Here is a 25,633-nt window from a genome sequence, read left to right on the forward strand (position 1 = left end):
GCTACGACTTCTTTATAGGGGACTTCGATGTCCGTACGACGCACACGCAAAGACGATGGCAGCCAATGGACCGTTGCGGACAGCCGCAGCGTTTATGGCATTCGCCATTGGGGCGCGGGTTATTTTGCAATCAACGAAGCGGGGCGCGTTGAAGTCCGTCCCAACGGGCCGGACAGCTCGCCCATCGACCTTTACGAACAGGTCGACAACCTGCGCAAGAGCGGCCTCTCGCTGCCTTTGCTGGTGCGTTTCCCGGACATCCTGCAAGACCGCGTGCGCCAGCTGACCGGCGCGTTCGACAGCAACATTGCGCGCCTGGAATACCAGAGCAAATACACCGCGCTGTACCCGATCAAGGTCAACCAGCAGGAAGCGGTGGTGGAAAACATCATCGCCACGCAGAACGTCTCCATCGGCCTGGAAGCGGGCTCCAAGCCTGAACTGATGGCTGTGCTGGCACTGGCGCCGAAAGGCGGCACCATCGTCTGCAACGGTTACAAGGACCGTGAGTTCATCCGTCTGGCGCTGATGGGCCAGAAGCTGGGCCACAACGTGTTCATCGTCATCGAGAAAGAATCCGAAGTCGAACTGGTGATCGAAGAAGCCGCCGAGCTGAAGGTCGCCCCCCAGGTCGGCCTGCGTGTGCGTCTGTCTTCCCTGGCATCGAGCAAATGGGCGGATACCGGTGGCGAAAAATCCAAGTTCGGCCTGTCGGCAGCGCAATTGCTGTCGGTGGTCGAGCGTTTCCGCATGGCCGGCCTGGATCAGGGCATCCGCCTGTTGCACTTCCACATGGGCTCGCAGATCGCCAACCTGGCCGACTATCAGCACGGTTTCAAGGAAGCGATCCGTTACTACGGCGAACTGCGCAAGCTCGGCCTGCCGGTGGACTACATCGATGTCGGTGGTGGTCTGGGTGTCGATTACGACGGTACGCACTCGCGCAACGCCAGCTCGATCAACTATGACATGGACGACTACGCAGGCGTCGTGGTCGGCATGCTCAAGGAATTCTGCGACGCGCAAAGCCTGCCGCACCCGCATATTTTCTCGGAAAGCGGCCGCTCGCTGACCGCCCACCACGCCATGCTGGTGGTTCAGGTGACCGACGTCGAAAAACACAACGACGAAGTCCCGGAAATCGCCGACAAGGCCAGCCTGCCGGAAACCGTGCAATGGCTGGTCGACCTGCTGGGTCCGACCGACATCGAGATGGTCACCGAAACCTACTGGCGCGCCACGCACTACATGAGCGACATCGCGGCCCAGTACGCCGACGGCAAGATCAGCCTGTCGGAAAAGGCACTGGGCGAGCAATGCTACTTCGCCGTCTGCCGCCGTCTGTACAACTCGCTGAAAGCCCGTCAACGCTCCCATCGTCAGGTGCTGGACGAGCTCAACGACAAGCTGGCCGACAAGTACATCTGCAACTTCTCGGTGTTCCAGAGCCTGCCGGACACCTGGGCCATTGGCCAGGTACTGCCGATTCTGCCCCTGCACCGCCTGAACGAAGAGCCGGTGCGCCGCGCCGTGCTTCAGGACCTGACCTGCGATTCGGACGGCAAGATCAAGCAGTACGTCGATGAGCAGAGCATCGAGACCAGCATGCCGGTGCATTCGCTGAATGAAGGCGAAGACTATCTGCTGGGCATCTTCCTGGTGGGTGCCTACCAGGAAATTCTCGGCGACATGCACAACCTGTTCGGTGATACCGACTCGGTGAACATCTACCAGAACCCGGACGGCAGCGTTTACCACGCCGGCATCGAAACCCACGACACCATCGAAGACATGCTGCGCTACGTGCACCTGTCGCCGGAAGAACTGATGACCCATTACCGGGACAAGGTCGCCAGCGCCAAGATCACCCCACGCGAGCGCACCTACTTCCTCGATGCCTTGCGCCTGGGGCTGACCCGCTCGTCGTACCTGTCGTCCTGATCCTTGCGCGGAGCCAGATCTGACTGCTTATCATGCCAATGCTCCGCATTGGCATGCAGAGGCGTGCGTAACCATCGCCGCGCATGCTCCGCGCTCATACAGCCCACCCACTCGACGTAATCCCCCACCGACACCTGCTGTAGGCAACGTCCTGTTCTACCTGCAGACCTCTACCCTGCCCGGCTTCTGCGCGAGAATCCGCGGTCGCATTCCCGGTAGAGAAGCCCTCCATGCCCGACCCCGCCAGCGCGCCGTTATTTCATCTGGAGATTGCAAGCCTGCAGCGCCGTTTCACTGTCGTATCGTTCAGCGCAACCGAAGCGATCAGCCAGCCGTATGCCATTGAGCTGGAAATCCTCGGCGACGGTTTCGATCTGGACCTCACCAGCCTGATGTACCAGCCTGCCTGGCTGAGCTGCGGCGGCGAGCAGGGTTTTCCGGGGCAGAGTTTTCGAGGGCAAGGCTTTCACGGTCAGATCCACGGCGCGACACGTAAGCATTACCACCCCGGCCCGGCCTGCTACACGCTGCTGATGGGGCCTCGACTGGCCTGCCTCGGGCTGCGTCAGCACTCACGTATCTTTCAACACATGACCGCCACGCGGATCATTGCCCAGGTGCTGGAAGAACATGGTTTGAGGAACACCTTCCGCTTTGACCTGCAGACAGAATGCATCGAGCGCGAAAGCTGCGTGCAGTACCAGGAATCCGACCTGCAACTGGTCCAGCGGCTGTGTGCAGAAGAAGGCATTCACTACCATTTCGTCCACTCACGTCGCCGCCATCAGTTGGTATTTGGCACCATCCCTTGGGAAGCCGGGTTCACAGCACCTGCCCCGGCACCGCGTCCCTGCATTGCGTCTCTGCAGCGTGGCTGGATCATCGGTCGCGACGGCGAACCGGCAAGGACCGATGCGTCAGGCCGGTTGCACGTGCGCCTCGAATGGGACTGGCAACACCCGGAAGGCCCCGATGCTGGCTGCTGGCTGCATTTGGCTGCGGGGCTGGATGTCGAATGTCGGGGTGGGATGTCGGTGATAGTGAGCTTTTGCGCAGACGATAAACGCCCGCCGCAGATCAGTGGCTGCCTGTCAGCGCTGGCAGATGACGGCTGCCACAGGCGTGATCAAGCACCCGCCGATAACGTTGAGATGCACCTTGACTGGCAGGCGATCACCGGGCCAGACCGACGACTGCAACTGGCGAACGGGACCCGCATAGAACTGGCTGAAGGCAGCACACTGATCGTCGACGCCGGGCCGAGCAAGGTACAGATCGACGACAGCGGTCTCACGCTGAGCAGCCCGCGCATCAGCTTCGCCAACAAAGCGGATGGCAAATCGAGTGATCCACACGCCATTGAATGACGTAGCAGCAACTGTGCGGCACTGGGATGAAGCGTGATGGTCTCAGGCATATCCGACTCACCTTCCAGAGCCCCTCCGCCATGATCCGAGTGATTTTCCTGACACTGATGACCGGTGCCGTACTGGCAGCCTTGTCCGGTTGCTCGCCTTTGAAGCTGCTCAATACGTTGAACCCCAGCGGGCCTGTCGATCATGTCTACAACCTGGCGTACGGGCCGGATCCACGCAATACGCTGGATATCTACACGCCCAAGGCGAAACCGGCCAAGGCACCGGTCGTGGTGTTTTTCTATGGTGGCAGCTGGAACAGCGGCTCGAAGGCCGATTACGCGTTCGTCGGCGAAGCGCTGGCTGCGCGAGGCATGGTGGTGGTTATCGCCGACTACAGGCTGTATCCACAGGTACGTTACCCCAGCTTTCTGGAAGACTCGGCCAAGGCGCTGGCCTGGGCGCACAAACATGCGAACACCTACGGTGGCGACCCGAGCCGCCTGTACGTGATGGGCCACAGCGCGGGTGCCTACAACGCCGCAATGCTCGCGCTCGACCCGCGCTGGCTGGCTCGTGAAGGCTTGTCCCCCTCCATCCTCAGCGGCTGGATCGGACTGGCCGGGCCTTACGACTTCCTGCCCATCGAGAACCCGGACGTGAAGCCGGTGTTCTTCTTCCCGAATTCACCGCCAGACTCGCAACCCATCAACCACGTCACGTCCAGCGCGCCACCGGCATTGCTGATGGCCTCGAACACCGACTCGCTGGTCAACCCAAAGCGCAACACCGGCGGCCTGGCCAGGTCGCTGCGTGAAGCCGGCGTGCCGGTGCGAGACTTGTATTTCTCGCGCACCAATCACGGCACGCTGGTCGGCGCATTTGCCAGATTGCTGAGCGGTCTGGCCCCTGTGATCGATGAGGTGGACATGTTCGTCAGCCACACCCCGCAAATGGCGTCTGACAAGAACGGAACCGGGCAGAAGGCTCAGTGAACGAACCAGCCGTCGCTGCGCGTCAGCCGCCAGGCAATGACCCCAAGGCTCAGGCCGCGCAGCAGGGTAAAGGCCAGGAACGTCAGCCATAGGGCGTGGTTGCCGTGGCTGGCAGCCAGATAAGCCAACGGCGCGATGCCCGCTGCGCTGAACAGCATCGCGTTGCGCATTTCCCGCGCACGGGTAGCACCGATGAACAGGCCGTCCAGCAGGTAGCTCCAGACGGCCAGCAACGGCATCAGTGCCAGATACGGCAGATACGTCATCGCGGTGGCGCGTACTTCCGGGATATCGGTCTGCAGGCTGACGAAGCCATGCCCAGCCACCAGAAAGAACAGCGCAAACACCATGCTGGAAATCAATGACCAGCCTCCCGCAACCACCAGGGAGCGTCGCAACGTATCCCGGTCCCGCGCGCCGATGGCATGGCCACACAGCGCTTCTACCGCATGCGCCAGCCCATCCAGGGCATGGGCAGTCAACAGCAGGCCGTTGAGCAGCAAGGCATTGGCAGCAACCGTCGCATCCCCCAAACGAGCGCCCTGCACGGTGATCAGGAACATCACCGATTGCAGCGCGAGTGTGCGCAAAAAGATGTCCCGGTTGACCGCCAGCAGGGGCCGCCAGTTACTCCATAGCCGCAAGGCCGACCAGACGATCCGGCCCGGCCAGGCGCGCAAGGTGTTACGTGCCAGCAGCAGACCGAGCACCACGCCAGTCCACTCCGCGAGTACCGACGCACGCGCCGAACCGATCACGCCCCAGTCCAGCCCGATGACGAACCACAGATTGAGAACGATGTTGACCGCATTGGTCAGCAACAGAATGGCCAGTGGCGCCCGCGCGTTCTGCGCGCCAAGAAACCAGCCGACCAGCGCATAACTGGCCAGCGCCGCAGGCAGGCCGAACAGTCGGGTGTGGAAGAAATCCAGGGTCATTTGCTGCAGATCGGCAGACGGCTGCATCATCGTCAGCGCCAGATGGCTGAAAGGCAAGGCGATCACACCCAGCAATACCGCCAGCCCGACGGCCAGCAGCAACCCCTGCAACAGAATGCGGCGCAACGCTGCGCTATCACTGCGCCCTGCCGCCTGTGCGGCAAAACCGGTGGTGCCCATGCGCAGAAAGCCCATCGCCCAGGCGAGAAAGGTATACAGCGTAGAGCCCACCGCCACAGCGCCCAGCTGATGGGCGTGCGGCAAATGACCGATCACCGCGCTGTCGACCAGCGCCACCAGCGGCACGGAAATATTCGACAGAATCATCGGCGTCGCAAGCGCCCAGACACGACGATGGGTTGAGCGATGACGCCAGTCAGTGAACAACGTAGACATGAGAACTCCCGGCAAGGCGGGCATTGTAGCCAGATCAAACGCAGGGTGTCCCAGCGTTTCGATACGTCCGGAAACGGTACTCATGCCTCGAAAGCGGCAGCGTTATCATTCAGCACGCTCCACTGGAGCGTGAGGAACGATAGTCAACTGTCTAACTTTTTGGGGTCAGTCCGCAGCGTGTGAATGCATTTCGTGACGCTCTGCGTCACCCGCTGCATGCCAACGCGCAATGGCACGATAGTCAGTCCGCTCGATATGTGACCTTACTGGTCAATCTGACAGTAATACTTGTCATCACGACTGTTATATAGTCGCATCCTCTCTACCGTTGCCGATGAGTGCCCCCATGTTAAACAAAGGATTGTTTCTGGCTTGCGCGCTTGCGCTGTTGAGCGCCTGTGATTCTTCTTCCACGGATAAACCCGCGCCCGCCACGGCCCCCACGACCCAGGCAACGGTCAACGACAAAAAGCCCAAACCCGCAGTCGACCTAGCCGCGCTGAGCAAGCGCTACGCAGGCCGCGAACTGACGGTCATCGACGTGTCGGAAATCCAGGTCGACGGCGCAAGCACCCTGTCGGTGAGCCTCTCGGTCCCGCTCGACCCCGAACAGAAATTCGACGAAAAACTTCACCTGGTGGACAGCAAGAACGGCAAGGTCGACGGTGCCTGGGAACTGTCGGATAACCTCATGGAATTGCGCCTGCGCCACCTGGAGCCGCAGCGCAAACTGGTCCTGACCGTCGATGCCGGTCTGCTGGCCGTCAACAAGGCCAAACTTGCCACCGAATACATCAGCCGCCTGGAAACCCGCGACTTGCAGCCCTCGGTTGGTTTCGCCAGCCGTGGCAGCCTGTTGCCGACCCGTCTGGCCGAGGGCCTGCCGGTGATCGCGCTGAACGTCGACAAGGTGGATGTCGAGTTCTTCCGCATCAAACCCGACTCGATGCCGAATTTCCTCGCCCAGTGGGACGGCGCGTCGAGCCTGTCCAGCTACAGCTCCGAAGAACTGCTGCCCATGGCCGAACTGGTCTACAGCGGCCGCTTCGACCTCAAGCCCGCGCGCAACACCCGTGAAACCCTGCTGCTGCCGATTGCCGGTATCAAGCCCCTGCAACAGCCAGGTGTTTATCTGGCGGTGATGCGCGCCTCGGGCACCTACAGCTACTCGCAGCCGGCCACCCTGTTGACGCTCAGTGACATCGGCCTGTCGGTGCACCGTTACAGCAACCGTCTGGACGTCTTCACTCAAGCGCTCGAGGGTAGCAAGGCGCTGAGTGATATCAGCGTCGATGTGTATGACGACAACGGCAAGGTCGTCGCCCAGGGCAAGACCGACAGCGACGGCCACGCGCAACTGCCATTGCCGGCCAAGGCTGCCGTAGTACTGGCGCACAAGGACGAACAGACCAGCATGCTGCGCCTCAACAGCTCGGCACTGGACCTGGCCGAGTTCGATATCTCCGGCCCGCAGGCTCACCCGCTGCAGTTCTTCATCTTCGGCCCGCGCGACCTGTACCGCCCCGGCGAAACCGTGCTGCTCAACGGCCTGCTGCGCGACAGCGACGGCAACACCGTCAAGCCGCAGCCCATCACCGTCGAAGTGCGCCGTCCCGATGATCAGGTCAGCCGCAAATTCGTCTGGGAAGCCGACAGCAACGGTTTCTACCAGTATCAATTGCCGCTTGCCGACGAAGCGCCCACCGGACGCTGGCAACTGCTGTTCGACCTGGGTGACGGCAAACCGCAGCTCTACGAGTTCAAGGTCGAGGACCTCCTGCCCGAGCGTCTGGCGCTGGAACTCAAGGGCAGCGACACGCCGGTGGCGCCTGCTGACAACCCGCAATTCGATATCACTGGCCGCTACCTGTACGGCGCCCCCGCTTCGGGCAATACGCTGACCGGTCAGGTCTATGTCCGCCCGCTGCGCGAGGCGGTGCCGAAGCTGCCGGGTTATCAGTTCGGCTCGATCACCGAGGAAGACCTCAAGCATGATCTGGAGCTTGAGCCCGTCACCCTCGATGCCGAAGGTCATTCGACGCTCGCCGTGCAGAGCGAGTGGGCGCAGGCCAAATCGCCGCTGCAACTGATTCTGCAAGCCAGCCTGCAAGAGTCTGGCGGGCGGCCGATCACCCGTCGTCTGGTGCAGCCGATCTGGCCTGCCGAACACCTGCCCGGCGTGCGTGCACTGTTCGGCAGCAGCACGGGTGGTGATGACTACGACAACGAGGCCAAGGGCGAAGCGCAGACCAACGGCGACGGCCCGGCCGATTTTGAAATAGTCATGGCCGACGCGGCGGGCAAGAAGCTGGGCGCTGACAACGTGAAAGTCCGACTGATCCGCGAGCGTCGCGATTACTACTGGAACTACTCGGCCGACGACGGCTGGAGTTACCACTTCAACGAGAAATTCCTCAACCTCAACGAAGAAACCGTCAGCATCACCAAGGACGCCACCGCCAAGGTCAGCTTCCCGGTCGAATGGGGTCCTTACCGTGTCGAGGTGGAAGACCCGTCCACCGGAATGGTCAGCAGCCTGCGCTTCTGGGCCGGTTATCGCTGGCAGGACAACACTGACGGCGGCGCGGTCAGACCGGATCAGGTCAAGCTGGCGCTGGACAAACCGGCCTACAACGATGGCGACACCGCGAAAGTCACTGTCACCCCGCCGGCTGCGGGCAAGGGTTATCTGTTGGTCGAGTCCAGCGAAGGTCCGCTGTGGTGGCAGGAAATCGACGTGCCTGCCGAAGGCAAATCGTATGACATCCCGCTGGACAAAAAATGGGCACGCCACGACCTGTACGTCACCGCTCTGGTGATACGTCCCGGTGAACGCAAGGCCAATGTCACACCCAAGCGCGCCGTGGGTGTGCTGCACCTGCCGCTGGACCGGGCGCAGCGCAAGCTGGCGCTGACGGTCACCGCGCCGGAGAAAATGCGCCCCAGACAACCCCTGACCCTCAAGGTCGCCGCCAAAAATGCTGACGGCAGCGTCCCCAAACAAGTCCACGTGCTGGTATCGGCGGTGGACGTCGGCATCCTCAACATCACCAGCTACGCGACGCCCGATCCGTTTGCCAGCCTGTTTGGCCGCAAGCAGTACGGAGCAGACCAACTGGACATCTACGGTCAGCTGATCGAAGCCGGTCAGGGGCGCCTGGCAAGCATGGCGTTCGGTGGCGATGCACTGGCGAAGGGCGGCAAACGTCCGGACACCAGCGTCACCATCGTGGCATTGCAAAGTGCGCCGGTGACGCTCAATGACGCCGGTGAAGGTGAAGTCAGCGTCGATATCCCGGACTTCAACGGCGAGCTGCGCGTAATGGCTCAAGCCTGGACCGACGACCGCTACGGTATGGCCGAGGCGAAAACCGTGGTTGCCGCGCCGATCATCGCCGAACTGTCGACGCCGCGCTTTCTTGCCGGTGGCGACCAGACCAGCGTGGCGCTGGACGTCTCCAACCTGTCGGGCAAGGCACAGAAGCTGGACGTGAAAATCAGCGCTGAGGGCCAGTTGAGCATTCCGGGCGGCGACCAGAGCAAGCCCCTGCAGCTCAAGGAAGGCCAGCGCGTCACCCTGAAGGTTCCGGTGCTGGCGCAAGGCGGCCTGGGTCAGGGCAAGATCAAGGTGCTGGTCGAAGGTCTGGACCTGCCGGGCGAAAACCTGCCGGCCTTCACACGCGAATGGACCGTCGGCGTACGCCCGGCCTACCCGGCAATGCTCAAGCATTATCGCGCCACGCTCAATGATCAGCCCTGGAGCCTGCCGGAGGGCGCGCTGGAAGCGTTCGAACCGGCCGGTCGTGAGGCGCTGCTGTCGTTGTCGAGCCGTCCGCCCTTGAACCTCGGCGAACAGATTCGCGCATTGAAAGCCTACCCCTACGGCTGCCTGGAACAGACCGCCAGCGGTCTGTACCCGTCGCTGTATGCCGATGCCGCAACCCTCAAACGCCTGGGCCTGACCGGCGAAACGGATGCCGAACGCAAGCGCAAGGTCGAGATCGGCATCGAGCGGCTGCTGGGCATGCAACGTTACAACGGCAGTTTTGGCCTGTGGGGCTCGGACAGCGACGAGGAATACTGGCTGACGGCGTATGTCACAGACTTCCTGTTGCGCGCCCGGGATCAGGGCTTTGCCGTGCCGCCGGATGCGCTGAAGAAAGCCAGTGAACGCCTGCTGCGTTATCTGCAGGACGCCGGCCAGATTCAGGTCAATTACAGCCAGAACGCCGAACATACGCGCTTCGCCGTGCAAGCCTATGCCGGGCTGGTGCTGTCGCGCAGTCAGCAGGCACCGCTCGCCGCCTTGCGCAGCCTGTTCGACCGCCGCAGTGACGCCCGCTCCGGCCTGCCATTGGTGCAATTGACAGTCGCGCTGGAGAAGATGGGCGACAAACCCCGCGCCGACCAGGCCCTGATGGCGGGTCTGGCCGCCAGCCGCAAGAATGAATGGCTGGCCGACTACGGCAGTTCGCTGCGTGATCAGGCGTTGATACTGGCATTGCTGGAAGAAAACGACCTCGCCAAAGACAAGCGTGATGAGCGCCTATTCGCCTTGGCGGATGAGGTGGCGGCCAATCGTTACCTGTCGACCCAGGAAAGCAATTCACTGTTCATGGCTGGCCGTAACCTGCTGGGCAAACCGGAAAAAGACTGGACCGCCAGCATTGTCAGCGGCACTCAAAACCGCGAACTGAGCAACCGGCAGCCGGGCCTCAAACTGGACGGTTCGCTGCTGGCCTCGCCGCTTTCGGTGCACAACCAGAGCGGCGAAGCGCTTTACCAGCAACTGACCGTCTCCGGTTATCCCACCCAGGCGCCTGTAGCGGGTGGCGAAAACCTGAGCATTCGCCGCGAGTACCTGAACCTGAGCGGCGCACCGCTGAACATCGGCGCCTTGAAAACCGGGCAACTGGTGCTGGTGCACTTGGAAATCGGTGCCAAACAGCGCGTCCCGGATGCGCTGGTGGTGGACCTGCTGCCTGCAGGCCTGGAGCTGGAAAACCAGAACCTGGCGCAAAGCGCGGCAAGCCTGGAAGACGCCAGCGAGGAGGTGAAAACCATCCGCGAATCGATGGAAAACGCCGGGATCAAGCATCAGGAATATCGTGGCGACCGCTACGTGGCAGCCCTGGACATCGACGGCAGCAGCACTGTGCACCTGCTCTACCTGGCGCGAGCCGTCACCCCGGGCACCTACCGCATACCGCCGCCGCAGGTCGAATCCATGTACCGCCCGAACTGGCAAGCCCTGGGCGAAGCGCCAGCGCAGATGGTGGTGAAGGGAAAATGATCGCCAATTGATTGGAATGCATGACAGTGGAAGCAAGCTTGCTCACAAAGGGGCCGACGCACCACAGATCCAGTAGGAGCGACCGGGGCGGCGATCCGCATTGTTCGCGAAAGGACCGGTACAGGCTTCGGAAACAGCGTGCCCGAACCATCGTCTTCGCGAGCAAGCGAAGCGTCGCCCGGCTCGCTCCCACAAAGGCCTCACTGCATCGACAGCAATGGTGGTTCTTCGGTGTATCTACGTGGGAGCGAGCTTGCTCGCGAAGGCGTCGCCCCGTTCACCCACCATGGCGGCAGGCTAGCCTTCAACGCATCAATGAATGATCCAGCTCAGCAACCAGAGGCCCAGCGCCAGCCAGATGATGCCAAGGATGATCGAAGCGCGCATGAAGGCGCGGACCGCCGAGTACAGCAGCATCAGGCCGATGACCAGTGCGATGATGCTGATCAGCGAGGTGTCCATGCCCAGCGTGCGGGACAAGCCATCGACAAAATTTCCCCCAGCATGGGTAAACCCGTTGAACAACCACGCCAGACCGTCGACAAAGAAGCGAATGATCGCGCCGATGGCCTGCCCGAGCCATTCAAAAAAGCCTTCTACCTGCATATGTACGTCCTGATTGGGGTCGTGAAGAAAATGGTCTGTCCGCTTTGGCTGTCGCAATGCGTGTCAGGTTCCGTGGATCATAAAGGCTCTTTGCGTTGAAACCTGAATTTCTTCTGCGCCTGCCGCGAACATTCAAGTGGCTGGCGGGCGCGATCATGCTGCTGATCGCCCTCCTCTGGCTGGCCGACCGACTTTGGCCGCTGCCACTGCCCAGAGACGATCTGGCTCGCGTCGTCCTGGCCGAGGACGGCACGCCACTGTGGCGCTTTGCCGACGCCAATGGCGTGTGGCGCTACCCGGTCAGCAACGAGCAGGTCTCGCCCTACTACCTCGAAGCCCTGCTGACCTACGAAGACCGCTGGTTCTACAGCCATCCCGGGGTTAATCCGCTGGCGCTGTTACGCGCCACCTGGCAAAACCTCAGCGGTGCCCGTGTAGTCTCGGGTGGCAGCACGCTGTCGATGCAAGTGGCGCGGTTGCTCGATCCGCATTCACGCACGCTATCCGGCAAGTTTCGTCAGCTGTGGCGTACGCTGCAGCTTGAGTGGCACCTGTCCAAGGATCAGATCCTCAGTCTGTACCTCAATCGCGCCCCGTTCGGCGGCACACTGCAAGGCGTCGCAGCCGCCAGTTGGGCCTATCTGGGCAAGTCGCCGCAGAACCTGACCCGCGCCGAGGCAGCATTGCTGGCGGTGCTGCCACAGGCGCCAAGCCGCCTGCGTCCTGATCGCCACCCGCAGCGGGCGCAGCAGGCCCGCGACAAGGTGCTGAGGCGCCTGGCAGAGTTTCAGGTGTGGCCGCAAGCAAGCGTGAACGAAGCACTGGAAGAGCCTTTGTGGCTGGCACCGCGACAGGAACCGAGCCTGGCGCCGTTGCTGGCCCGACGCCTGAATCGCCCCAACAGCCCGCCACTGATCCGCACCACGCTGGACGCCTCACTGCAACGGCGCATGGAAGACCTGCTGATGGGCTGGCGCGCACGACTCCCGGAGCGAACGTCGGCAGCGATTCTGGTGGTCGAGGCGGAAAACATGGCCGTGCGCGCGTACGTCGGCTCGGTGGACATCAACGACGCCAAGCGTTTCGGCCATGTGGACATGGTCACTGCCCTGCGTTCGCCGGGCTCGACGCTCAAGCCGTTCCTGTACGGCATGGCCATGGACGCCGGGCTGATCCACTCCGAATCCCTGATGCAGGATGTACCGCGGCGCTATGGCGACTATCGACCAGGCAACTTTTCGAGCGGTTTCGGCGGGCCGGTGGCGGCCAGTTCGGCGCTGTCGATGTCGCTCAACCTGCCTGCCGTGCAATTGCTCGAGGTCTACGGGCCGAAGCGCTTCGCCGCCGAACTGCGCAATGGCGGCGTCCCCCTGACCCTGCCGCCGCTGGCCGAGCCGAGTCTGGCACTGATTCTTGGCGGCGCAGGCAGTCGGTTAGAGGACTTGGTGACAGGCTACAGCGCCTTCGCGCGCGGCGGGCGCAGTGCCGATGTTCGACTGCAACCGCAGGACCGACTGCGTGAACGGCGGATGATGTCACCGGGCGCTGCGTGGATCATTCGACGCATTCTCAGTGGCCAGTCGCGCCCGGACATCGACCCGCGCGCCGAGCTGGTACAGCGCCCGCAACTGGCCTGGAAAACCGGCACCAGCTATGGCTTCCGCGATGCCTGGGCGATTGGCGTCGGGCCGCGTTTCCTGGTCGGTGTCTGGATCGGTCGGCCGGATGGCACACCGGTGCCAGGGCAGTTCGGGCTGGCTTCGGCGGCGCCGCTGATGCTTCAGGTGCACGATGTGCTGGTCAATCGCGACAGTCAGCGCGGGATCGCCGCACCGGTGCAACCCGTGCCGCAGAACGTCGGTGTGGCCGCCATCTGCTGGCCGCTGGGTCAACCGATGAGCAAAAGCGACCCCAATTGCCGTCGCCAACGTTTCGCCTGGACGCTTGACGGCACCACGCCGCCCACCCTGCAAGCGGCCGACCAACCGCTCGGGCTGGGTTTGCAGGAACGTGTCTGGGTCAATGCCAAGGGGCTACGCGTCGCGGCCAATTGCCCGGACGCCCGAGCGCAGGACATCGCGCTATGGCCTGCGCCTCTTGAGCCCTGGCTGCCCAGAGCAGAGCGGCGTGATGCACGCCTGCCGCCCGCTGACCCGGATTGCCCACCGCAGAACCTGAACCTGGCGCCCCCGCTGAGCATTGTCGGCGTGCGCGAAGGCGACAACCTGCGCCTGCCTGCCGCCAGTCGTCAGGCTTTACGCCTCACGCTCTCGGCGCTCGGCGGCAGTGGCCATCGCTGGTGGTTTATCGATGGCAAACCTCTGGCAGACACCGACACCCGGCAAGACTTCACCCCCACCCTGAATAAACCGGGGCGTTATCAGTTAAGCGTGCTGGACGAGAGCGGCCAGACGGCGCGGGTTGAATTCAGCGTGGTGGAGTGAACGCAGACGGGTGTGACGCAGAGCGTCACGAAAGGCGTTCCCACGCTGGAGCGTGAGGAACGCTAGCCCTTTAACTATCGTGCCCATGCTCCAGCGTGATCATGCTGCAGGGCGCGATGCCTGTCGTCACTGAACCTGGAAAACCTTCGGCTCGGGAAACAGGTTGTTGAGGGTTTCCAGCAAACGGACGTGATAGATCGGCTTGCGGAACAGGTCGAGCACGTGCAGGCGCAGCAAATCGCTGACGTCATCCATGTCGGCATGGCCGGAGGTGACGATAACGGGCAAATGCTGACGTGAGGTGTGATCGCGCAGGTGGCGAATCAGCTGAATGCCGCTTTCCTCGGGCATACGCAGGTCAGTGATTACCAGCGCGATATCCGGATGAATGGTCAACTGGTGCAGGGCCATCTTGACGGAAGACGCCGTGAAACAGCAGAACCCCTCACCTTCGAGCAGTTCTGCCAATTCCTCGTTTGCGTCCTCTTCGTCATCAACCAGAAGCAGTTGTTGGCGGATGGGGTGGACAGCCATGTGGTTATCTCAACAGGGTGAACTCATAGCGCAATCATAGACTACCCCGCCGCAGGTGTGGAGGCCCCAGGCGTTGTACCCGTCGTGGTACCCGTCAAGGCAGTCTGAATTTTTGTGAAAATCGCCCCCACACTTGTGCTGATCGTTGGAACAAAAGCAATCAACGCCACGGCAACCATCGCCGCTACCAAAGCGTATTCAATACCTGACGCCGCTTCACGATCCCTCAAAAAACAACTGATCCGGGTATAGGCGCCTACATAAATCTTGGTCAGGAACATCTCATTTCTCCTTGCGCCTCCGAGACGCGAACATGCATGACACATGCGAAACTGTGTGTACCTCCAGCATTGTCTCCAATCCATAAACCCACAATCGCAACAAAGCATTAACCAGAAAGTTATAACCCCTGCACATGCCCCAAAACAAAGGCTTCAAACGGAGTCTCTTCAGCAAAAAACCCTTACACACCAAAGCATAATGGCGCTTTTGAATGAATGAGCTAATGTCACTAAAAGCCGTTATGCCGTTCACCGTTGCTTGGTTTAAAAGTTGATGCACCGGTTCGAGAATGTCCTGCGATGACAAAGGGAAACTTGCCATGAGCAGTCGTGTCACCATGGTGCTCGCTGTAGTGTTTTTGCTGGGTGCGTTAATCGCTGGGTATCTGGAAATTATTGTCGGCAGACCAACCGAAGTGTCTGTTGATACCCCACAATCGGCACCACCTGTAACCACCGAACAAACCACCCCGCCCGCTCCGACTCCGCCCGTCGAGGATGCTGTGCGTCACAACGTTGTGGTGCTGGCGCGGGATGTTCCTGCCTACACCGCAATCACGGCCGATGACCTGACCATCGAGCGCCTCAAGGTCGCCCCACCCGGTAGCTTTGAAGGCATCGATAAAATCGTCGGCCGCAGCAGTTGGCGTACGCTGACCGCCGGAACCTGGCTGACCGAAAGCAGCTTCGAGACGGGCGGCACCCTGGCGCGGATGATTCGGCCAAACGAGCGGGCCCTGGCGTTGCAAGTCGATGAAGTGACGGGCGCCTCCGGGCAACTCAGCCCCGGCGACTACGTGGATGCGCTGCTTTACCTGCCTGAAGACGCGAGCAATCCGAATCGATCGAGCCAGGTCGTGGTGCCTGCCCTGCGCATTCTCAGCGTTGGCGCGCTGCTCGGTCCGGACCGCAGCGGCAAGCCGGTGCAGGACATCAACGCCGACGAACGCCTCAAACAGGAGCAGCAGCGGATCAACGCGCGAACCGTCACGGTCGCGGTGCCGCAGGCCCTGGTGGCGCGCCTGATGCTGGCGTCGCAAACCGGTGTTCTGCGTCTGGCCGTGCGCAGCGCCGACGAGGGCAACCTGCAGGATTACTGGGCCAACGAAGCCGGCGGCCCTGACGCTGCCGAGCGACTCGATTCAGCCAACCGCCAACTGGTCAGCTTCAGACAACTTAGCCTGGGGCCGGCCAGCGCGCCAGCAACAGGCGCAATCCCGCGTACGTCTCGCGCTGTCGAGGTCATACGCGGTAACCAGATCACGCAACAAACTCCCTGATTGAGCAAGGATTGCATTTGATGAGCTGTTGTTCCGTGCCAGTTATAAAACCCCGGCTGCTGGCGTTAGTCATTGCAGCACTGGCCGCGCCAGGCGCGTGGGCCGCTTCGGGCAATTGTGCCGGCCTTGCCGCCATGCCGGCGGCCGTGGAAATCGACCAGGGCATTCAACGGGAGGTGCGCTCTGCGGTGCCCATCACCCGCATCGCCGTGGGTGATCCGAAAATCGCCGATGTGCACGTCAACGGCACCGACGGTTTTCTGTTGACCGGCGTCGCGCAGGGTACGACCAGCCTGATGGTCTGGACGACCTGCGCAAGTGCGCCGCGCCAGAGCATGGTCTTCGTGCGTGGCCGGGCGACGACAGCCATGGTCGAGAGTGTCACCGCGCCCTCTGCCGATGCGCAGTTACCCAGCCAGGTGCAGACCGACATTCGCTTTATCGAAGTCAGCCGCACCAAGCTCAAGGAAGCCAGTACCTCGATCTTCGGCAAGGGCTCGAACAACTTTCTGTTCGGCGCGCCCGGCACGGTGCCGGGTGTCAACGTCACGCCCGGCACCGTCAGCGGCACAAAGCCAAACATTCCGCTGAACAACAGCAATTTCAATATCGTCTGGGGCGGTGGCAGCAGCAAGGTGCTGGGCATGATCAATGCCATGGAAAACAGCGGCTACGCCTACACCCTGGCACGCCCCAGCCTGGTCGCCCTCAACGGGCAAAGCGCGAGCTTTCTGGCCGGCGGCGAATTCCCGGTGCCGGTGCCCAATGGTGAAGGCAACGGTATCTCCATCGAGTACAAGGAGTTCGGCGTGCGCCTGACCCTGACCCCGACTGTCGTCGGCCGGGACCGGATTCTGCTGAAGGTCGCGCCGGAAGTCAGCGAACTGGATTTCTCGGCCGGTATCACCATCGCGGGGACCACTGTGCCGGCACTCAACATCCGCCGTACCGACACCAGCATTGCGCTTGCCGACGGGGAGAGCTTCGTGGTCAGCGGCCTGATCAGTTCCAGCAACAGCGGCTCGGTGGACAAGTTTCCCGGCCTCGGCGACATCCCGATTCTCGGTGCATTTTTCCGCAGCTCGCAGATCCAGCGCGACGAGCGCGAACTGCTGATGATCGTCACCCCGCATCTGGTCCAGCCACTGGCCGCCAACGCCCGCCTGCCGTCACTGCCAGGCGAGGGGCTGCGCACCTATGACCCGAGCTTCCCGCGTCTGTATTTTCTGGAAAACGGCGATTTCGACCGCCGCGACGGATTATCCAAATGAGCCAGAGCCTGAGCCAGACTTTCCTGGCAATCACCCGTAACAATACCGACCTGGAGTGGCTGCAAAGTGCTCTGGGTTCGCTGGGTCAGGTGGTCAGTGCCGGTACGGGCAGCCTCGACGACCTCCTGGCGCTGGTGGACGTAACGTTTGCCAGTGTGGTGTTCGTCGGGCTCGACCGTGAGCATTTGATGACTCAGAGCGCCCTGATCGAAAGTGCGCTGGAAGCCAAGCCGATGCTGGCCATCGTTGCGCTCGGCGATGGCATGGACAACCAGTTGGTGCTTAACGCCATGCGCGCCGGGGCCAGGGACTTCGTTGCCTACGGGTCCCGCTCCAGTGAGGTCGCCGGCCTGGTCAGACGTCTGAGCAAGCGCCTTCCCGCTGTGACGCCCAACCCGAACATGAGCGGCCTGTCGGTGCTGTACGGTGTGCAAAGCGATGACGACGGGGCCTTGATCGCGACGCACCTGGCGATGGTCGTGCACAAGACCGGCCAGCGCACACTGCTGCTGGACCTCGGCCTGCCACGCGGCGACAGCCTGTTGATGCTCGGTCTTGAATCGACCTTCAGCTTCGGTGACGCCCTGCGCCATTTGCGCAGGCTCGATGCAACGCTGATCGACAGCGCCTTCACCACCAGCGAAAGCGGCCTGCGCATTCTGGCCTACAGCGAAGCCGACGATCATCTGGAACAGTCCAGCGCCGCCGAGCTTTATATGCTGCTCAGCGCACTGCGCCAGCATTTTCAGCATGTGGTCGTGAACCTGGTGGGGCAGCCGGACAGCGAGGCCTTGCGCTCGCTGGTCAGCCATTGCGATCAGTTGCTGTGGTACACCGACCAGAGCGTGCTGGGCTGTCGACGCAACCTGACGGTGCTCAACAACTGGCGCGAAAAAGGCATGAAAATGCAGCACGCCAGCCTGCTGGTCGATCGCTATCAGCGCTCGGTTGCACCCAATTCCGAAACCGTGAGCAAAACCTTCGGCCTGCCGGTGCTGGCGGTACTGCCGCTTGCCCCGGAACTGCGCCTCAACGCCAAGAATCAGGGCGTGACGCTGTTCGAACTGGCCTCACGCGACGCACTGTGCTCCGGGCTGCGGCGGCTTGGCGAGCATTTGGCACGGCATGCCGAGGCACGCGAGAAACCCGATCAGGGCTGGCTCGCTCGACTGTGGGGGAACCGGTAATGGCGGAGAAACTGTTTGGCGTCTCATCGCGCACGCAAGGCAAGCCTGACGACGGGCAAGGCCTGAAACTGGTGCTGCACCGTTACATCATCGATGGCATGGAGGAAAGCGGCAAAAGTCTGCTCGAAGGCTCAAGGCCAGCCCTGGCGCAATTCGTCATCGACAAGGTGGCCGAATACGTCGCACGGCTGCGGCTGGCCATCTCGCGTTACGAAATGGAGCGCCTGGCTGAAGAGCTGGTCGATGAACTGACCGGCTTCGGCCCACTGGAAGTGCTGCTGCGCGACACTTCGGTGACGGAAATTCTGGTCAACGGGCCAGGCAAGGTATTTGTCGAGCGCGACGGCGTGCTGCACCACACCGACCTGCGCTTTATCGATTCACACCATGTCGAGCGCGTGATGCAGCGCATCCTGGCACCACTCGGGCGCCGCCTGGACGAATCCTCACCGATGGTCGATGCGCGTCTGCCCGATGGCAGCCGGGTCAACGCGATCATTCCGCCCATCGCGCTGGACGGCCCATGTCTGTCGATCCGGAAGTTTCGCAAGGACATGCTCAAGAGCGCTGACCTGGTGGCCATGCAGACCATCGATCAGTCGATTTTCGAATTCTTCCAGGAGGCCGTCGGCAAACGCTGCAACATTCTGGTCAGCGGCGGCACCGGCACGGGCAAGACCACCATGCTCAACGTGCTGAGCCAGTTGATCGACAGCAATCAGCGGCTGGTCACCATCGAGGACGTCGCCGAGTTGCAGCTCAGTCACCCGCATGTGGTGCGCCTGGAAACCCGCCCGCCCAACGCCGAAGGGCATGGCGAGGTGCGCGCCAGCGACCTGATCCGCAACTCGCTGCGGATGCGCCCGGACCGCATCATCCTCGGCGAGATCCGCGGTGTCGAAGTGCTGGACGTGTTGACGGCGATGAACACCGGCCACGACGGTTCGATGAGTACCGTGCACGCCAACAATGCACAGGATGCCCTGCTGCGCCTGGAAACGCTGGTGGGCCTGACCGGGCGGCTGATCCCGGAAAAGACCCTGCGCCAGATGGTCTGCGCGGCACTGGATGTGATTATCCAACTGACGCGTCTGCCTGACGGGCGCCGCTGTGTCAGTGAAGTGGTGGAAGTGGTCGGCATACGCGATGACATCTATGTCACCAATACCCTGTTCCGCGTTGATCGTCGCACCGGGGTCGGCTTCATGCGCGAAGCGGCCCACGCTGCCGGCGACAAGCTGCGGCCTGGCTACTGACATGACCAGAGAGTCGGCATGAGTGCGTCACTGGTACTGGGCCTGATCTCCGTGATGCTGCTGATGGCGTCCATCCGCATGTTCTATCTGGCGCTCAACCAGGGTGCCAGTGAGCGGGTCAGGCAGCGGCTGATGGCCGGGCAAGTGCAACCCGTGGTCGAAAAGACCGGCTGGACCTACCTGGATCGGGCCTTTTTGCGCGCCGGGCTGGGACAGCCGACCAAGCGCGCGGGCCTGGCCTTGACGCTGTATGCGCTGCTGATACTGATCGGCTACGCAACGGCGGGGGGCGTCGGCGCGATCAGCGTCATGCTGGCGGTGCCTTTGACACTGCGCCTGTTCGTTTCGTGGCGCTATGAGGTGCGCGTGCGCCGCATGATCCAGCAACTGCCGCAATTGCTCGACCATACCGTGCGCAGCCTCAAGTCCGGCAGAACCCTGGCCGACGCCGTACTGCACGGCATCGATGCCACGGACCAGCCGCTCAAGGACGGCATGAGCCGGATCGAGCGTAACGTACAGCTGGGCGTCAGCCTGCCGGATGCGGCGAGGGATTTTGCCGAACTGTATGAGCGCGACGAGTTTCACCTGTTCGCCATCGGCTTGCGGGTCAATCACCGTTATGGCGGCAATGCCAGCGAACTGATGGAAAACCTGATCAAGCTGATTCGCGATCGGGAACAGGCCGGCCGTCAATTGCGCGCCATGACCGGCGAAACCCGCATGACTGCGTTGGTGCTGGCCCTGCTGCCGATCACCATGGCCGGTTACTTTCTGGCGGTGAACCCCAGTTATCTGCTGCATATGTGGGACGACGACAGCGGCAAGATCATGCTGAGCATGGCCTTCGCGCTGCAGGTCACGGGGTGCGTGGTGCTGTGGCGCATGTTGAGGAGCATTTGAGATGGAACTGGTATTCGCTGCCATGATGCTTGCCGCTGCAGCATTTCTGCTGTTGTCCGGCGTAGCCCGTCAACGCCGCAATGAACGTCTGGTGGCCAGGCGCTTGAGGGGCCAAGTGATCCGCGAAAGCCGCATCGGCAGCCTGTTGCGCTTGCTCGGCGATACCCGCATAGGCCAACGCAGCATCAGCCTGGATTCGGAAACCCAGATACTGCTCAACCGCATCGGCTGGCGGCGCGCCAGCAAACGTTCGTTGTTCGCGGCCTGCCAGGTCGGCGTTCCGGTCGGCCTGATGGTCATAGTCATCCTCGGCCAACTGCTGTTTTTCAAAGGCGTCCAGCAACCACTCATCGCGCCGATCTTTGCCTTGGGAGTCGGCTATCTGCTGCCCAGGCGGATTCTGGCGGCCGCGGCTCGGCGCCGTCAGAAACAAGTGGTGGTGGAAATCTCTACCTTTATCCCGCTGCTGCGCATCCTGTTCGAGTCCGGCATGGCGGTCGAGCAGGCCCTTCGCGTGCTCAGCAACGAAGGCAAGGACCTGTTACCGGTGCTGTCCGAGGAAATCCGCGTAGTGCTGGTGCGCGTCGACTCCGGCCTGGAGCTGGGCGAAGAACTGAGAAAAACCGCTGCCCTGCTGGCTGTCGACGAGTTGAGCGACACTTGTGTGATCCTCAATCAACTGATTCATCAGGGCGGCGGCGCGTTGAAGTCTCTGCTCACGCTCAAGCAACTGATCGACGACCGACGCCTGACCCGTCTGCAGGAATACATTTCCAAACTCTCGGCAAAGATGTCGGTGGTCATGATGGTGTTTCTGTTCCCCGCCCTGCTGATTGTGCTGGCCGGGCCAGGATTCATGGCAATAAGCCGCGCACTGGGCAGTTGACCCGGTGTTACCCGTGGACGAAAGGACGCATTGCAATGAAACCAGTGATCGTACTACTCGGGCTGTTGTTGCTGGGCGGATGCGCCAGTGATGGTCGCCCCCTCTGGACGCAGACCACGGCTCAGCCGGGCCAGTGCCCCAAGCTGACCTCGGATCAGGAGTTTTCCCTGAATCTGGCTCAGAACATGGCCGATGAAGGCCGCCTGCATGCCAGCCTTGCCAACCTGGAAAGCCTGCCCGACAGCCTGGGCGAGGTTCGCCTGCGCAAGGCCCGGGTGTTGCGGCTTTTGGGCAGCAACGAGGCCGAGCCTCTGTACCGCAGCCTGCTGGGCACCTGCCGGGCAGCCGAGGGTGAGCATGGCCTAGGGCAACTGGCCGCAGCGCGTGGTGACAACACGCTGGCACAGCAACACCTGCTGATGGCCAGCAAGCTGCAACCGACCGATGAAAAGATCCGTAATGACCTGGGCGTCGTCTACCTCAATCAGTTGAAACTGGAACAGGCACGCTTTCAGTTCCTGACGGCCATGGAGCTCAAACAATCGGACTCGCTGGCGGCGGTGAACCTGGCCACGCTGCTGATCTATCAGAATAACTGGACGCAAGCCGCCGAACTGGCGTCGCGGGCCGGGCTGACGCCTGAGCAGGTGACCGATGCCCAGGCGCGTGCCGAGCAATTGCGGAAGCCCCCTGCCGCTCCTCTAGCATCTGCACGGCCCATTGCGAGCCTGACAGGGCAAAATGATCGTCAGTCCCAGGAGGTACGACCATGAAGCGCATCCTATTCACCGGGTGTGTACTGCTGTTGAGCGCAGGTGATGCCTGGGCAGACAACAATGAAACTGCGGCCTCTGAAACCAGACAGACCGAGACTTGGCTGCAGCTTCAAGCCAGCGGCAAGGCCGCTTCGCCGACGCCGCAGGTCAATACCGCGGCAGAACGTGACCTCAGCCTGCAACGCTGGCTGGACACGTATAAGTACAAGATCCCGGATTTTTACGACCAGGAAGCTGGTGGCAGCTTTTCCTCGGGCAAGAAATAATTCCGGCACGTCGTGGGCCTGCTGACACCCACTTTTACAACCTGCCCTCGGCACGCCGCTGGGCACTCCGTTATCATGCGCAGACTTTCGAGATTCGAGACTGCCATGCGCCGTTTGTTATGCCTGCTGTTATTGATCCTGGCCCTACCCGCCTCCGGCGCCGGTCTGCTGGACAGCCGACCTTCATCCACGCTGGGCGGCGGCTCGCTGGATAACAGCAAGGACTTCCTGCCAGTGCGTCAGGCCTTTCAGTTGAGCCTGATCGAAACGACGCAGGAGTCGATCAAGCTGAGGCTGGTCGCCACCGATGGCTACTACCTGTATCGCCACCGCTTTCAGTTCCGCACCGAGCCTGCCGACATCGGCCTTGGCGAAGCGCAACTGCCCAAGGGCGAGCAGAAACACGACGAGTATTTTGGCGATGTCGAGGTCTATCACGGCATTCTCGATATCGACCTGCCACGCAAACCCGGCGAACAGCGCCCCTTCACCCTCGCCATCACGTACCAGGGCTGCGCCGACAAGGGCTTGTGCTATCCACCTGAAACCGAGCGTTTGAGCATTGGCGACGTAGCCGCCAGCCCGAGCGGCCAGGCGTCTGCCAGCGCAGCCACAGCGGCCGCCTGGAGCTGGAAAGAACTGGCGCTGTTTTTTCTCGCGGGCGTAGGCCTGACCTTCACACCGTGTGTACTGCCGATGTTGCCGATTCTGTCCGGCGTGGTGCTGCGCGGCCAGGTTGGCGGGTTGCGCGGGCTGAGCCTGTCTCTGGCTTACGTACTGCCGATGGCGGCGTGCTTTGCCCTGCTGGGCGCGCTGATGGGTGTGTTCGGCGCAGGCCTTAACCTGCAGGCGCGCTTGCAATCGGCCTGGGTACTGGTGCCGTTCTCGGCATTTTTCGTGATCTTCGCCATTGCCATGTTCGGCGCCTTCGAACTGCGCCTGCCGCAGTCCATCAGCTCTCGTCTGGACCGTATCGCCGGCAAGACCCAGGGCGGTTCATTGTGGGGTGCAGCGGTGCTGGGCGTGGTCTCCAGCCTGTTGGTGTCACCTTGCGTATCGGCGCCTCTGGCCGGTGCGCTGTTGTATATCAGCGCCAGCGGCGATGCACTCGGCGGCGCTCTGAAACTGTTCGCGCTGGGCCTGGGCATGGGCGCGCCGCTGTTGCTGATCGCAACCGGTGGTGCCACATGGCTGCCGAAAAGCGGCCCTTGGCTGGTGACGGTTAAAAACGCCATCGGTGTGCTGCTGCTGGGGCTGGCCATCGGTCTGCTGAGCCGCGTACTGCCAGGGCAAGTCACGCTGTTGCTGGTGGGTCTGTTGTCGGCCGGTGTCGCACTGTTTCTCGGCACCCTGGAATTCAATGTCAAAACCACACGGCAGAAACTCGCCCAACTGCTGGGGCTGGCGCTGCTGGTCTATGCGCTGGCGTGCTGGTACGGCGCGCTGTCCGGGCAGACCGACCCCATGCGCCCGCTGGGCCGCGAGTACGCCACGGCGAATAACGGAGCGTTAGCTCCGGCCGCCTCACAGTGGCAGACGATCACCACCTCCGCCGAACTGGACCGTGTGATGCAGGAAGCCCGGCGCGAGGGCAAACCGCTGGTGCTCGACTGGTATGCCGACTGGTGCATCAGTTGCAAGGTCATCGAACACGAAGTCCTGCCTGACCCGAGTGTGGTCGCCCGCTTGTCGGGTTACAAGCAGGTGCGTTTCGACATGACCGACAGCAACGCAGAGCAACGCGCCCTGCTTGACCGGTACAAGCTGTTTGGCCCGCCAGCGCTGCTTTTCTTCGATAAAAACGGCGAAGAACTGCAAACTGTACGGGTCGTCGGCGAAATCGACGCTGCAGGCCTGATCGAGCGTCTGAACAGCGCCAATGACCAAAACTGATCCCTGAGTCATAAACTTTGCGCGAATATCGCTCATTGTGCTGGCTACTGTTGTTAACTGGACAGTCCACTGCCCTTCCGGCATAGTCGCCGGGCGTAAACCGCTCGCAGACAATAAAAGGAACACGCAATGGCGACTATCCTGGTCCTCCACGGACCCAACCTGAACCTGCTGGGCACTCGGGAACCCGGGGTCTACGGCACTATCACCCTGCCTCAGATCAATCAGGACCTGGAGCAGCGCGCTCGCGATGCCGGTCACCATCTGATGTATCTGCAAAGCAACGCCGAGTACGAACTGATCGACCGCATTCACGCCGCTCGCGGTGAGGGTGTGGATTTTATTTTGATCAATCCGGCTGCTTTTACGCACACCAGCGTTGCAATACGTGACGCGCTGATGGGAGTGAGCATCCCATTCATCGAAGTGCATTTATCGAACGTGCACAAACGCGAACCTTTCCGCCATCACTCCTACTTTTCAGATGTCGCTGTAGGAGTGATCTGCGGCCTTGGCGCCAGCGGTTACCGACTGGCCCTGGAAGCCGCCCTGGAACAACTGGCCGCCAGTGCCAAGCCATGATGAGTCCAGCCTGAAGCTGACCATATGGCTTGAGCCGGCCGACACATTGCCCTTACAGAACCTTGGGAGTTGATTAATGGATATTCGCAAAGTCAAGAAACTGATCGAATTGCTGGAAGAGTCCGGCATCGACGAGCTGGAAATCCGTGAAGGCGAGGAATCCGTACGGATCAGCCGCCACAGCAAGACTCCGGCACAGCCTTACTACGCACCGGCTCCGGTTGCTGCACCTGCAGCCGCTCCGGCTCCGGCAGCAGCACCGGTTGCGGCCGCTGCAGAAGCGCCATCGGCTCCGAAACTGAACGGCTTTGTAGTCAAGTCGCCAATGGTCGGTACGTTCTACCGTACCCCGGCGCCTACTTCGCCTGCATTCGTTGAAGTCGGCCAGACCGTCAAGAAAGGCGACACCATCTGCATCGTCGAAGCGATGAAAATGATGAACCACATCCAGGCAGAAGCCAGCGGTGTGATCGAATCCATCCTGGTAGAAAACGGTCAGCCGGTTGAGTTTGACCAGCCGCTGTTCACAATCGTTTGACCCGGGGAGAGC

Annotated in this window: 20 protein-coding genes; 16 read left to right on the forward strand and 4 right to left on the reverse strand. The window is 61.8% G+C overall.

What is annotated here, in order from left to right:
- Positions 1–27: 27 nt before the first annotated feature.
- From speA to PCPL58_RS24165, 3 genes are all read left to right on the forward strand, one after another.
- The gene (gene speA, locus PCPL58_RS24155; RefSeq protein WP_003431712.1) at positions 28–1,941 is read left to right on the forward strand and encodes an arginine decarboxylase; all 1,914 of its coding nucleotides are present in this window, start codon (positions 28–30) and stop codon (positions 1,939–1,941) included.
- A gap of 230 nt (positions 1,942–2,171) precedes the next feature.
- Positions 2,172–3,308 (forward strand): contractile injection system protein, VgrG/Pvc8 family, encoded by a 1,137-nt coding sequence (locus PCPL58_RS24160; protein ID WP_065350621.1) that lies wholly within the window; start codon positions 2,172–2,174, stop codon positions 3,306–3,308.
- An 80-nt stretch (positions 3,309–3,388) separates the two neighbouring features.
- The gene (locus tag PCPL58_RS24165; RefSeq protein ID WP_054081955.1) at positions 3,389–4,291 is read left to right on the forward strand and encodes an alpha/beta hydrolase; all 903 of its coding nucleotides are present in this window, start codon (positions 3,389–3,391) and stop codon (positions 4,289–4,291) included.
- Here PCPL58_RS24165 and PCPL58_RS24170 read toward each other — a convergent pair.
- Complete coding sequence (locus tag PCPL58_RS24170; protein ID WP_065350622.1) at positions 4,285–5,625, reverse strand: MATE family efflux transporter; 1,341 nt, start codon at positions 5,623–5,625, stop codon at positions 4,285–4,287. The two genes, PCPL58_RS24165 and PCPL58_RS24170, sit on opposite strands and share 7 nt — an antisense overlap.
- A gap of 346 nt (positions 5,626–5,971) precedes the next feature.
- On the opposite strand from PCPL58_RS24170, the gene PCPL58_RS24175 reads away from it, so the two are divergent.
- Positions 5,972–10,918 (forward strand): alpha-2-macroglobulin family protein, encoded by a 4,947-nt coding sequence (locus tag PCPL58_RS24175; RefSeq protein WP_065350623.1) that lies wholly within the window; start codon positions 5,972–5,974, stop codon positions 10,916–10,918.
- 312 nt (positions 10,919–11,230) lie between these two features.
- Here the strand turns inward: PCPL58_RS24175 and PCPL58_RS24180 are convergent, their stop codons facing one another.
- Positions 11,231–11,524 (reverse strand): hypothetical protein, encoded by a 294-nt coding sequence (locus PCPL58_RS24180; RefSeq protein ID WP_003307908.1) that lies wholly within the window; start codon positions 11,522–11,524, stop codon positions 11,231–11,233.
- A gap of 95 nt (positions 11,525–11,619) precedes the next feature.
- Between PCPL58_RS24180 and pbpC the strand changes: the two genes are divergently transcribed.
- Complete coding sequence (pbpC, locus tag PCPL58_RS24185; RefSeq protein ID WP_065350624.1) at positions 11,620–13,968, forward strand: peptidoglycan glycosyltransferase PbpC; 2,349 nt, start codon at positions 11,620–11,622, stop codon at positions 13,966–13,968.
- Between the two features lie 126 nt (positions 13,969–14,094).
- On the opposite strand, the gene PCPL58_RS24190 is transcribed toward pbpC, so the two are convergent.
- The gene (locus tag PCPL58_RS24190; protein WP_003368825.1) at positions 14,095–14,502 is read right to left on the reverse strand and encodes a response regulator; all 408 of its coding nucleotides are present in this window, start codon (positions 14,500–14,502) and stop codon (positions 14,095–14,097) included.
- Between the two features lie 41 nt (positions 14,503–14,543).
- Positions 14,544–14,783: a Flp family type IVb pilin gene (locus PCPL58_RS24195; protein WP_065350625.1), complete on the reverse strand. Its 240-nt coding sequence runs from the start codon at positions 14,781–14,783 to the stop codon at positions 14,544–14,546.
- A gap of 320 nt (positions 14,784–15,103) precedes the next feature.
- Between PCPL58_RS24195 and cpaB the strand changes: the two genes are divergently transcribed.
- The 11 genes from cpaB (at position 15,104) to accB (ending at position 25,621) form a co-directional block, all read left to right on the forward strand.
- The gene (gene cpaB, locus PCPL58_RS24205; protein WP_065350627.1) at positions 15,104–16,063 is read left to right on the forward strand and encodes a Flp pilus assembly protein CpaB; all 960 of its coding nucleotides are present in this window, start codon (positions 15,104–15,106) and stop codon (positions 16,061–16,063) included.
- Positions 16,064–16,083: 20 nt separating this feature from the next.
- The gene (locus PCPL58_RS24210; protein WP_058402619.1) at positions 16,084–17,334 is read left to right on the forward strand and encodes a type II and III secretion system protein family protein; all 1,251 of its coding nucleotides are present in this window, start codon (positions 16,084–16,086) and stop codon (positions 17,332–17,334) included.
- Positions 17,331–18,521 (forward strand): AAA family ATPase, encoded by a 1,191-nt coding sequence (locus tag PCPL58_RS24215; RefSeq protein WP_003368829.1) that lies wholly within the window; start codon positions 17,331–17,333, stop codon positions 18,519–18,521. Before PCPL58_RS24210 ends, PCPL58_RS24215 begins: the two co-directional genes overlap by 4 nt.
- On the forward strand, positions 18,521–19,777 hold the full coding sequence (locus tag PCPL58_RS24220; protein ID WP_003313926.1) for a CpaF family protein: 1,257 nt from the start codon (positions 18,521–18,523) through the stop codon (positions 19,775–19,777). The genes PCPL58_RS24215 and PCPL58_RS24220 overlap by 1 nt, the downstream gene beginning before the upstream one ends.
- 18 nt (positions 19,778–19,795) lie before the next feature.
- Entirely contained in the window at positions 19,796–20,680 is an 885-nt protein-coding gene (locus tag PCPL58_RS24225; protein ID WP_065350628.1) for a type II secretion system F family protein, read from the forward strand.
- Between the two features lies 1 nt (position 20,681).
- Complete coding sequence (locus PCPL58_RS24230) at positions 20,682–21,566, forward strand: type II secretion system F family protein (protein ID WP_065350629.1); 885 nt, start codon at positions 20,682–20,684, stop codon at positions 21,564–21,566.
- A 35-nt stretch (positions 21,567–21,601) separates the two neighbouring features.
- On the forward strand, positions 21,602–22,339 hold the full coding sequence (locus PCPL58_RS24235; RefSeq protein ID WP_065350630.1) for a tetratricopeptide repeat protein: 738 nt from the start codon (positions 21,602–21,604) through the stop codon (positions 22,337–22,339).
- Positions 22,336–22,608 (forward strand): DUF3613 domain-containing protein, encoded by a 273-nt coding sequence (locus PCPL58_RS24240; RefSeq protein ID WP_003431725.1) that lies wholly within the window; start codon positions 22,336–22,338, stop codon positions 22,606–22,608. The genes PCPL58_RS24235 and PCPL58_RS24240 overlap by 4 nt, the downstream gene beginning before the upstream one ends.
- Positions 22,609–22,713: 105 nt before the next feature.
- Positions 22,714–24,501, forward strand: coding sequence for a protein-disulfide reductase DsbD (locus tag PCPL58_RS24245; protein ID WP_269453965.1), 1,788 nt, complete (start codon positions 22,714–22,716; stop codon positions 24,499–24,501).
- 129 nt (positions 24,502–24,630) lie between these two features.
- On the forward strand, positions 24,631–25,083 hold the full coding sequence (aroQ, locus tag PCPL58_RS24250) for a type II 3-dehydroquinate dehydratase (protein ID WP_002555369.1): 453 nt from the start codon (positions 24,631–24,633) through the stop codon (positions 25,081–25,083).
- Positions 25,084–25,159: 76 nt separating this feature from the next.
- Positions 25,160–25,621, forward strand: a complete 462-nt coding sequence (gene accB, locus PCPL58_RS24255) for an acetyl-CoA carboxylase biotin carboxyl carrier protein (protein ID WP_003368836.1) — start codon at positions 25,160–25,162, stop codon at positions 25,619–25,621.
- Positions 25,622–25,633 lie beyond the last annotated feature (12 nt).

This window comes from Pseudomonas cerasi (assembly GCF_900074915.1).
Classification (GTDB): Bacteria; Pseudomonadota; Gammaproteobacteria; order Pseudomonadales; family Pseudomonadaceae; genus Aquipseudomonas; species Aquipseudomonas cerasi.

Excerpts from the sequence above, each read along its gene's own strand:
- speA (WP_003431712.1), top strand. The coding sequence starts at position 28 with ATGTCCGTACGACGCACACGCAAAGACGATGGCAGCCAATGGACCGTT.
- PCPL58_RS24160 (WP_065350621.1), top strand. The coding sequence starts at position 2,172 with ATGCCCGACCCCGCCAGCGCGCCGTTATTTCATCTGGAGATTGCAAGC.
- PCPL58_RS24165 (WP_054081955.1), top strand. The coding sequence starts at position 3,389 with ATGATCCGAGTGATTTTCCTGACACTGATGACCGGTGCCGTACTGGCA.
- PCPL58_RS24170 (WP_065350622.1), bottom strand. The coding sequence starts at position 5,625 with ATGTCTACGTTGTTCACTGACTGGCGTCATCGCTCAACCCATCGTCGT.
- PCPL58_RS24175 (WP_065350623.1), top strand. The coding sequence starts at position 5,972 with ATGTTAAACAAAGGATTGTTTCTGGCTTGCGCGCTTGCGCTGTTGAGC.
- PCPL58_RS24180 (WP_003307908.1), bottom strand. The coding sequence starts at position 11,524 with ATGCAGGTAGAAGGCTTTTTTGAATGGCTCGGGCAGGCCATCGGCGCG.
- PCPL58_RS24190 (WP_003368825.1), bottom strand. The coding sequence starts at position 14,502 with ATGGCTGTCCACCCCATCCGCCAACAACTGCTTCTGGTTGATGACGAA.
- PCPL58_RS24195 (WP_065350625.1), bottom strand. The coding sequence starts at position 14,783 with ATGTTCCTGACCAAGATTTATGTAGGCGCCTATACCCGGATCAGTTGT.
- cpaB (WP_065350627.1), top strand. The coding sequence starts at position 15,104 with ATGAGCAGTCGTGTCACCATGGTGCTCGCTGTAGTGTTTTTGCTGGGT.
- PCPL58_RS24210 (WP_058402619.1), top strand. The coding sequence starts at position 16,084 with ATGAGCTGTTGTTCCGTGCCAGTTATAAAACCCCGGCTGCTGGCGTTA.
- PCPL58_RS24215 (WP_003368829.1), top strand. The coding sequence starts at position 17,331 with ATGAGCCAGAGCCTGAGCCAGACTTTCCTGGCAATCACCCGTAACAAT.
- PCPL58_RS24220 (WP_003313926.1), top strand. The coding sequence starts at position 18,521 with ATGGCGGAGAAACTGTTTGGCGTCTCATCGCGCACGCAAGGCAAGCCT.
- PCPL58_RS24225 (WP_065350628.1), top strand. The coding sequence starts at position 19,796 with ATGAGTGCGTCACTGGTACTGGGCCTGATCTCCGTGATGCTGCTGATG.
- PCPL58_RS24230 (WP_065350629.1), top strand. The coding sequence starts at position 20,682 with ATGGAACTGGTATTCGCTGCCATGATGCTTGCCGCTGCAGCATTTCTG.
- PCPL58_RS24235 (WP_065350630.1), top strand. The coding sequence starts at position 21,602 with ATGAAACCAGTGATCGTACTACTCGGGCTGTTGTTGCTGGGCGGATGC.
- PCPL58_RS24240 (WP_003431725.1), top strand. The coding sequence starts at position 22,336 with ATGAAGCGCATCCTATTCACCGGGTGTGTACTGCTGTTGAGCGCAGGT.
- PCPL58_RS24245 (WP_269453965.1), top strand. The coding sequence starts at position 22,714 with ATGCGCCGTTTGTTATGCCTGCTGTTATTGATCCTGGCCCTACCCGCC.
- aroQ (WP_002555369.1), top strand. The coding sequence starts at position 24,631 with ATGGCGACTATCCTGGTCCTCCACGGACCCAACCTGAACCTGCTGGGC.
- accB (WP_003368836.1), top strand. The coding sequence starts at position 25,160 with ATGGATATTCGCAAAGTCAAGAAACTGATCGAATTGCTGGAAGAGTCC.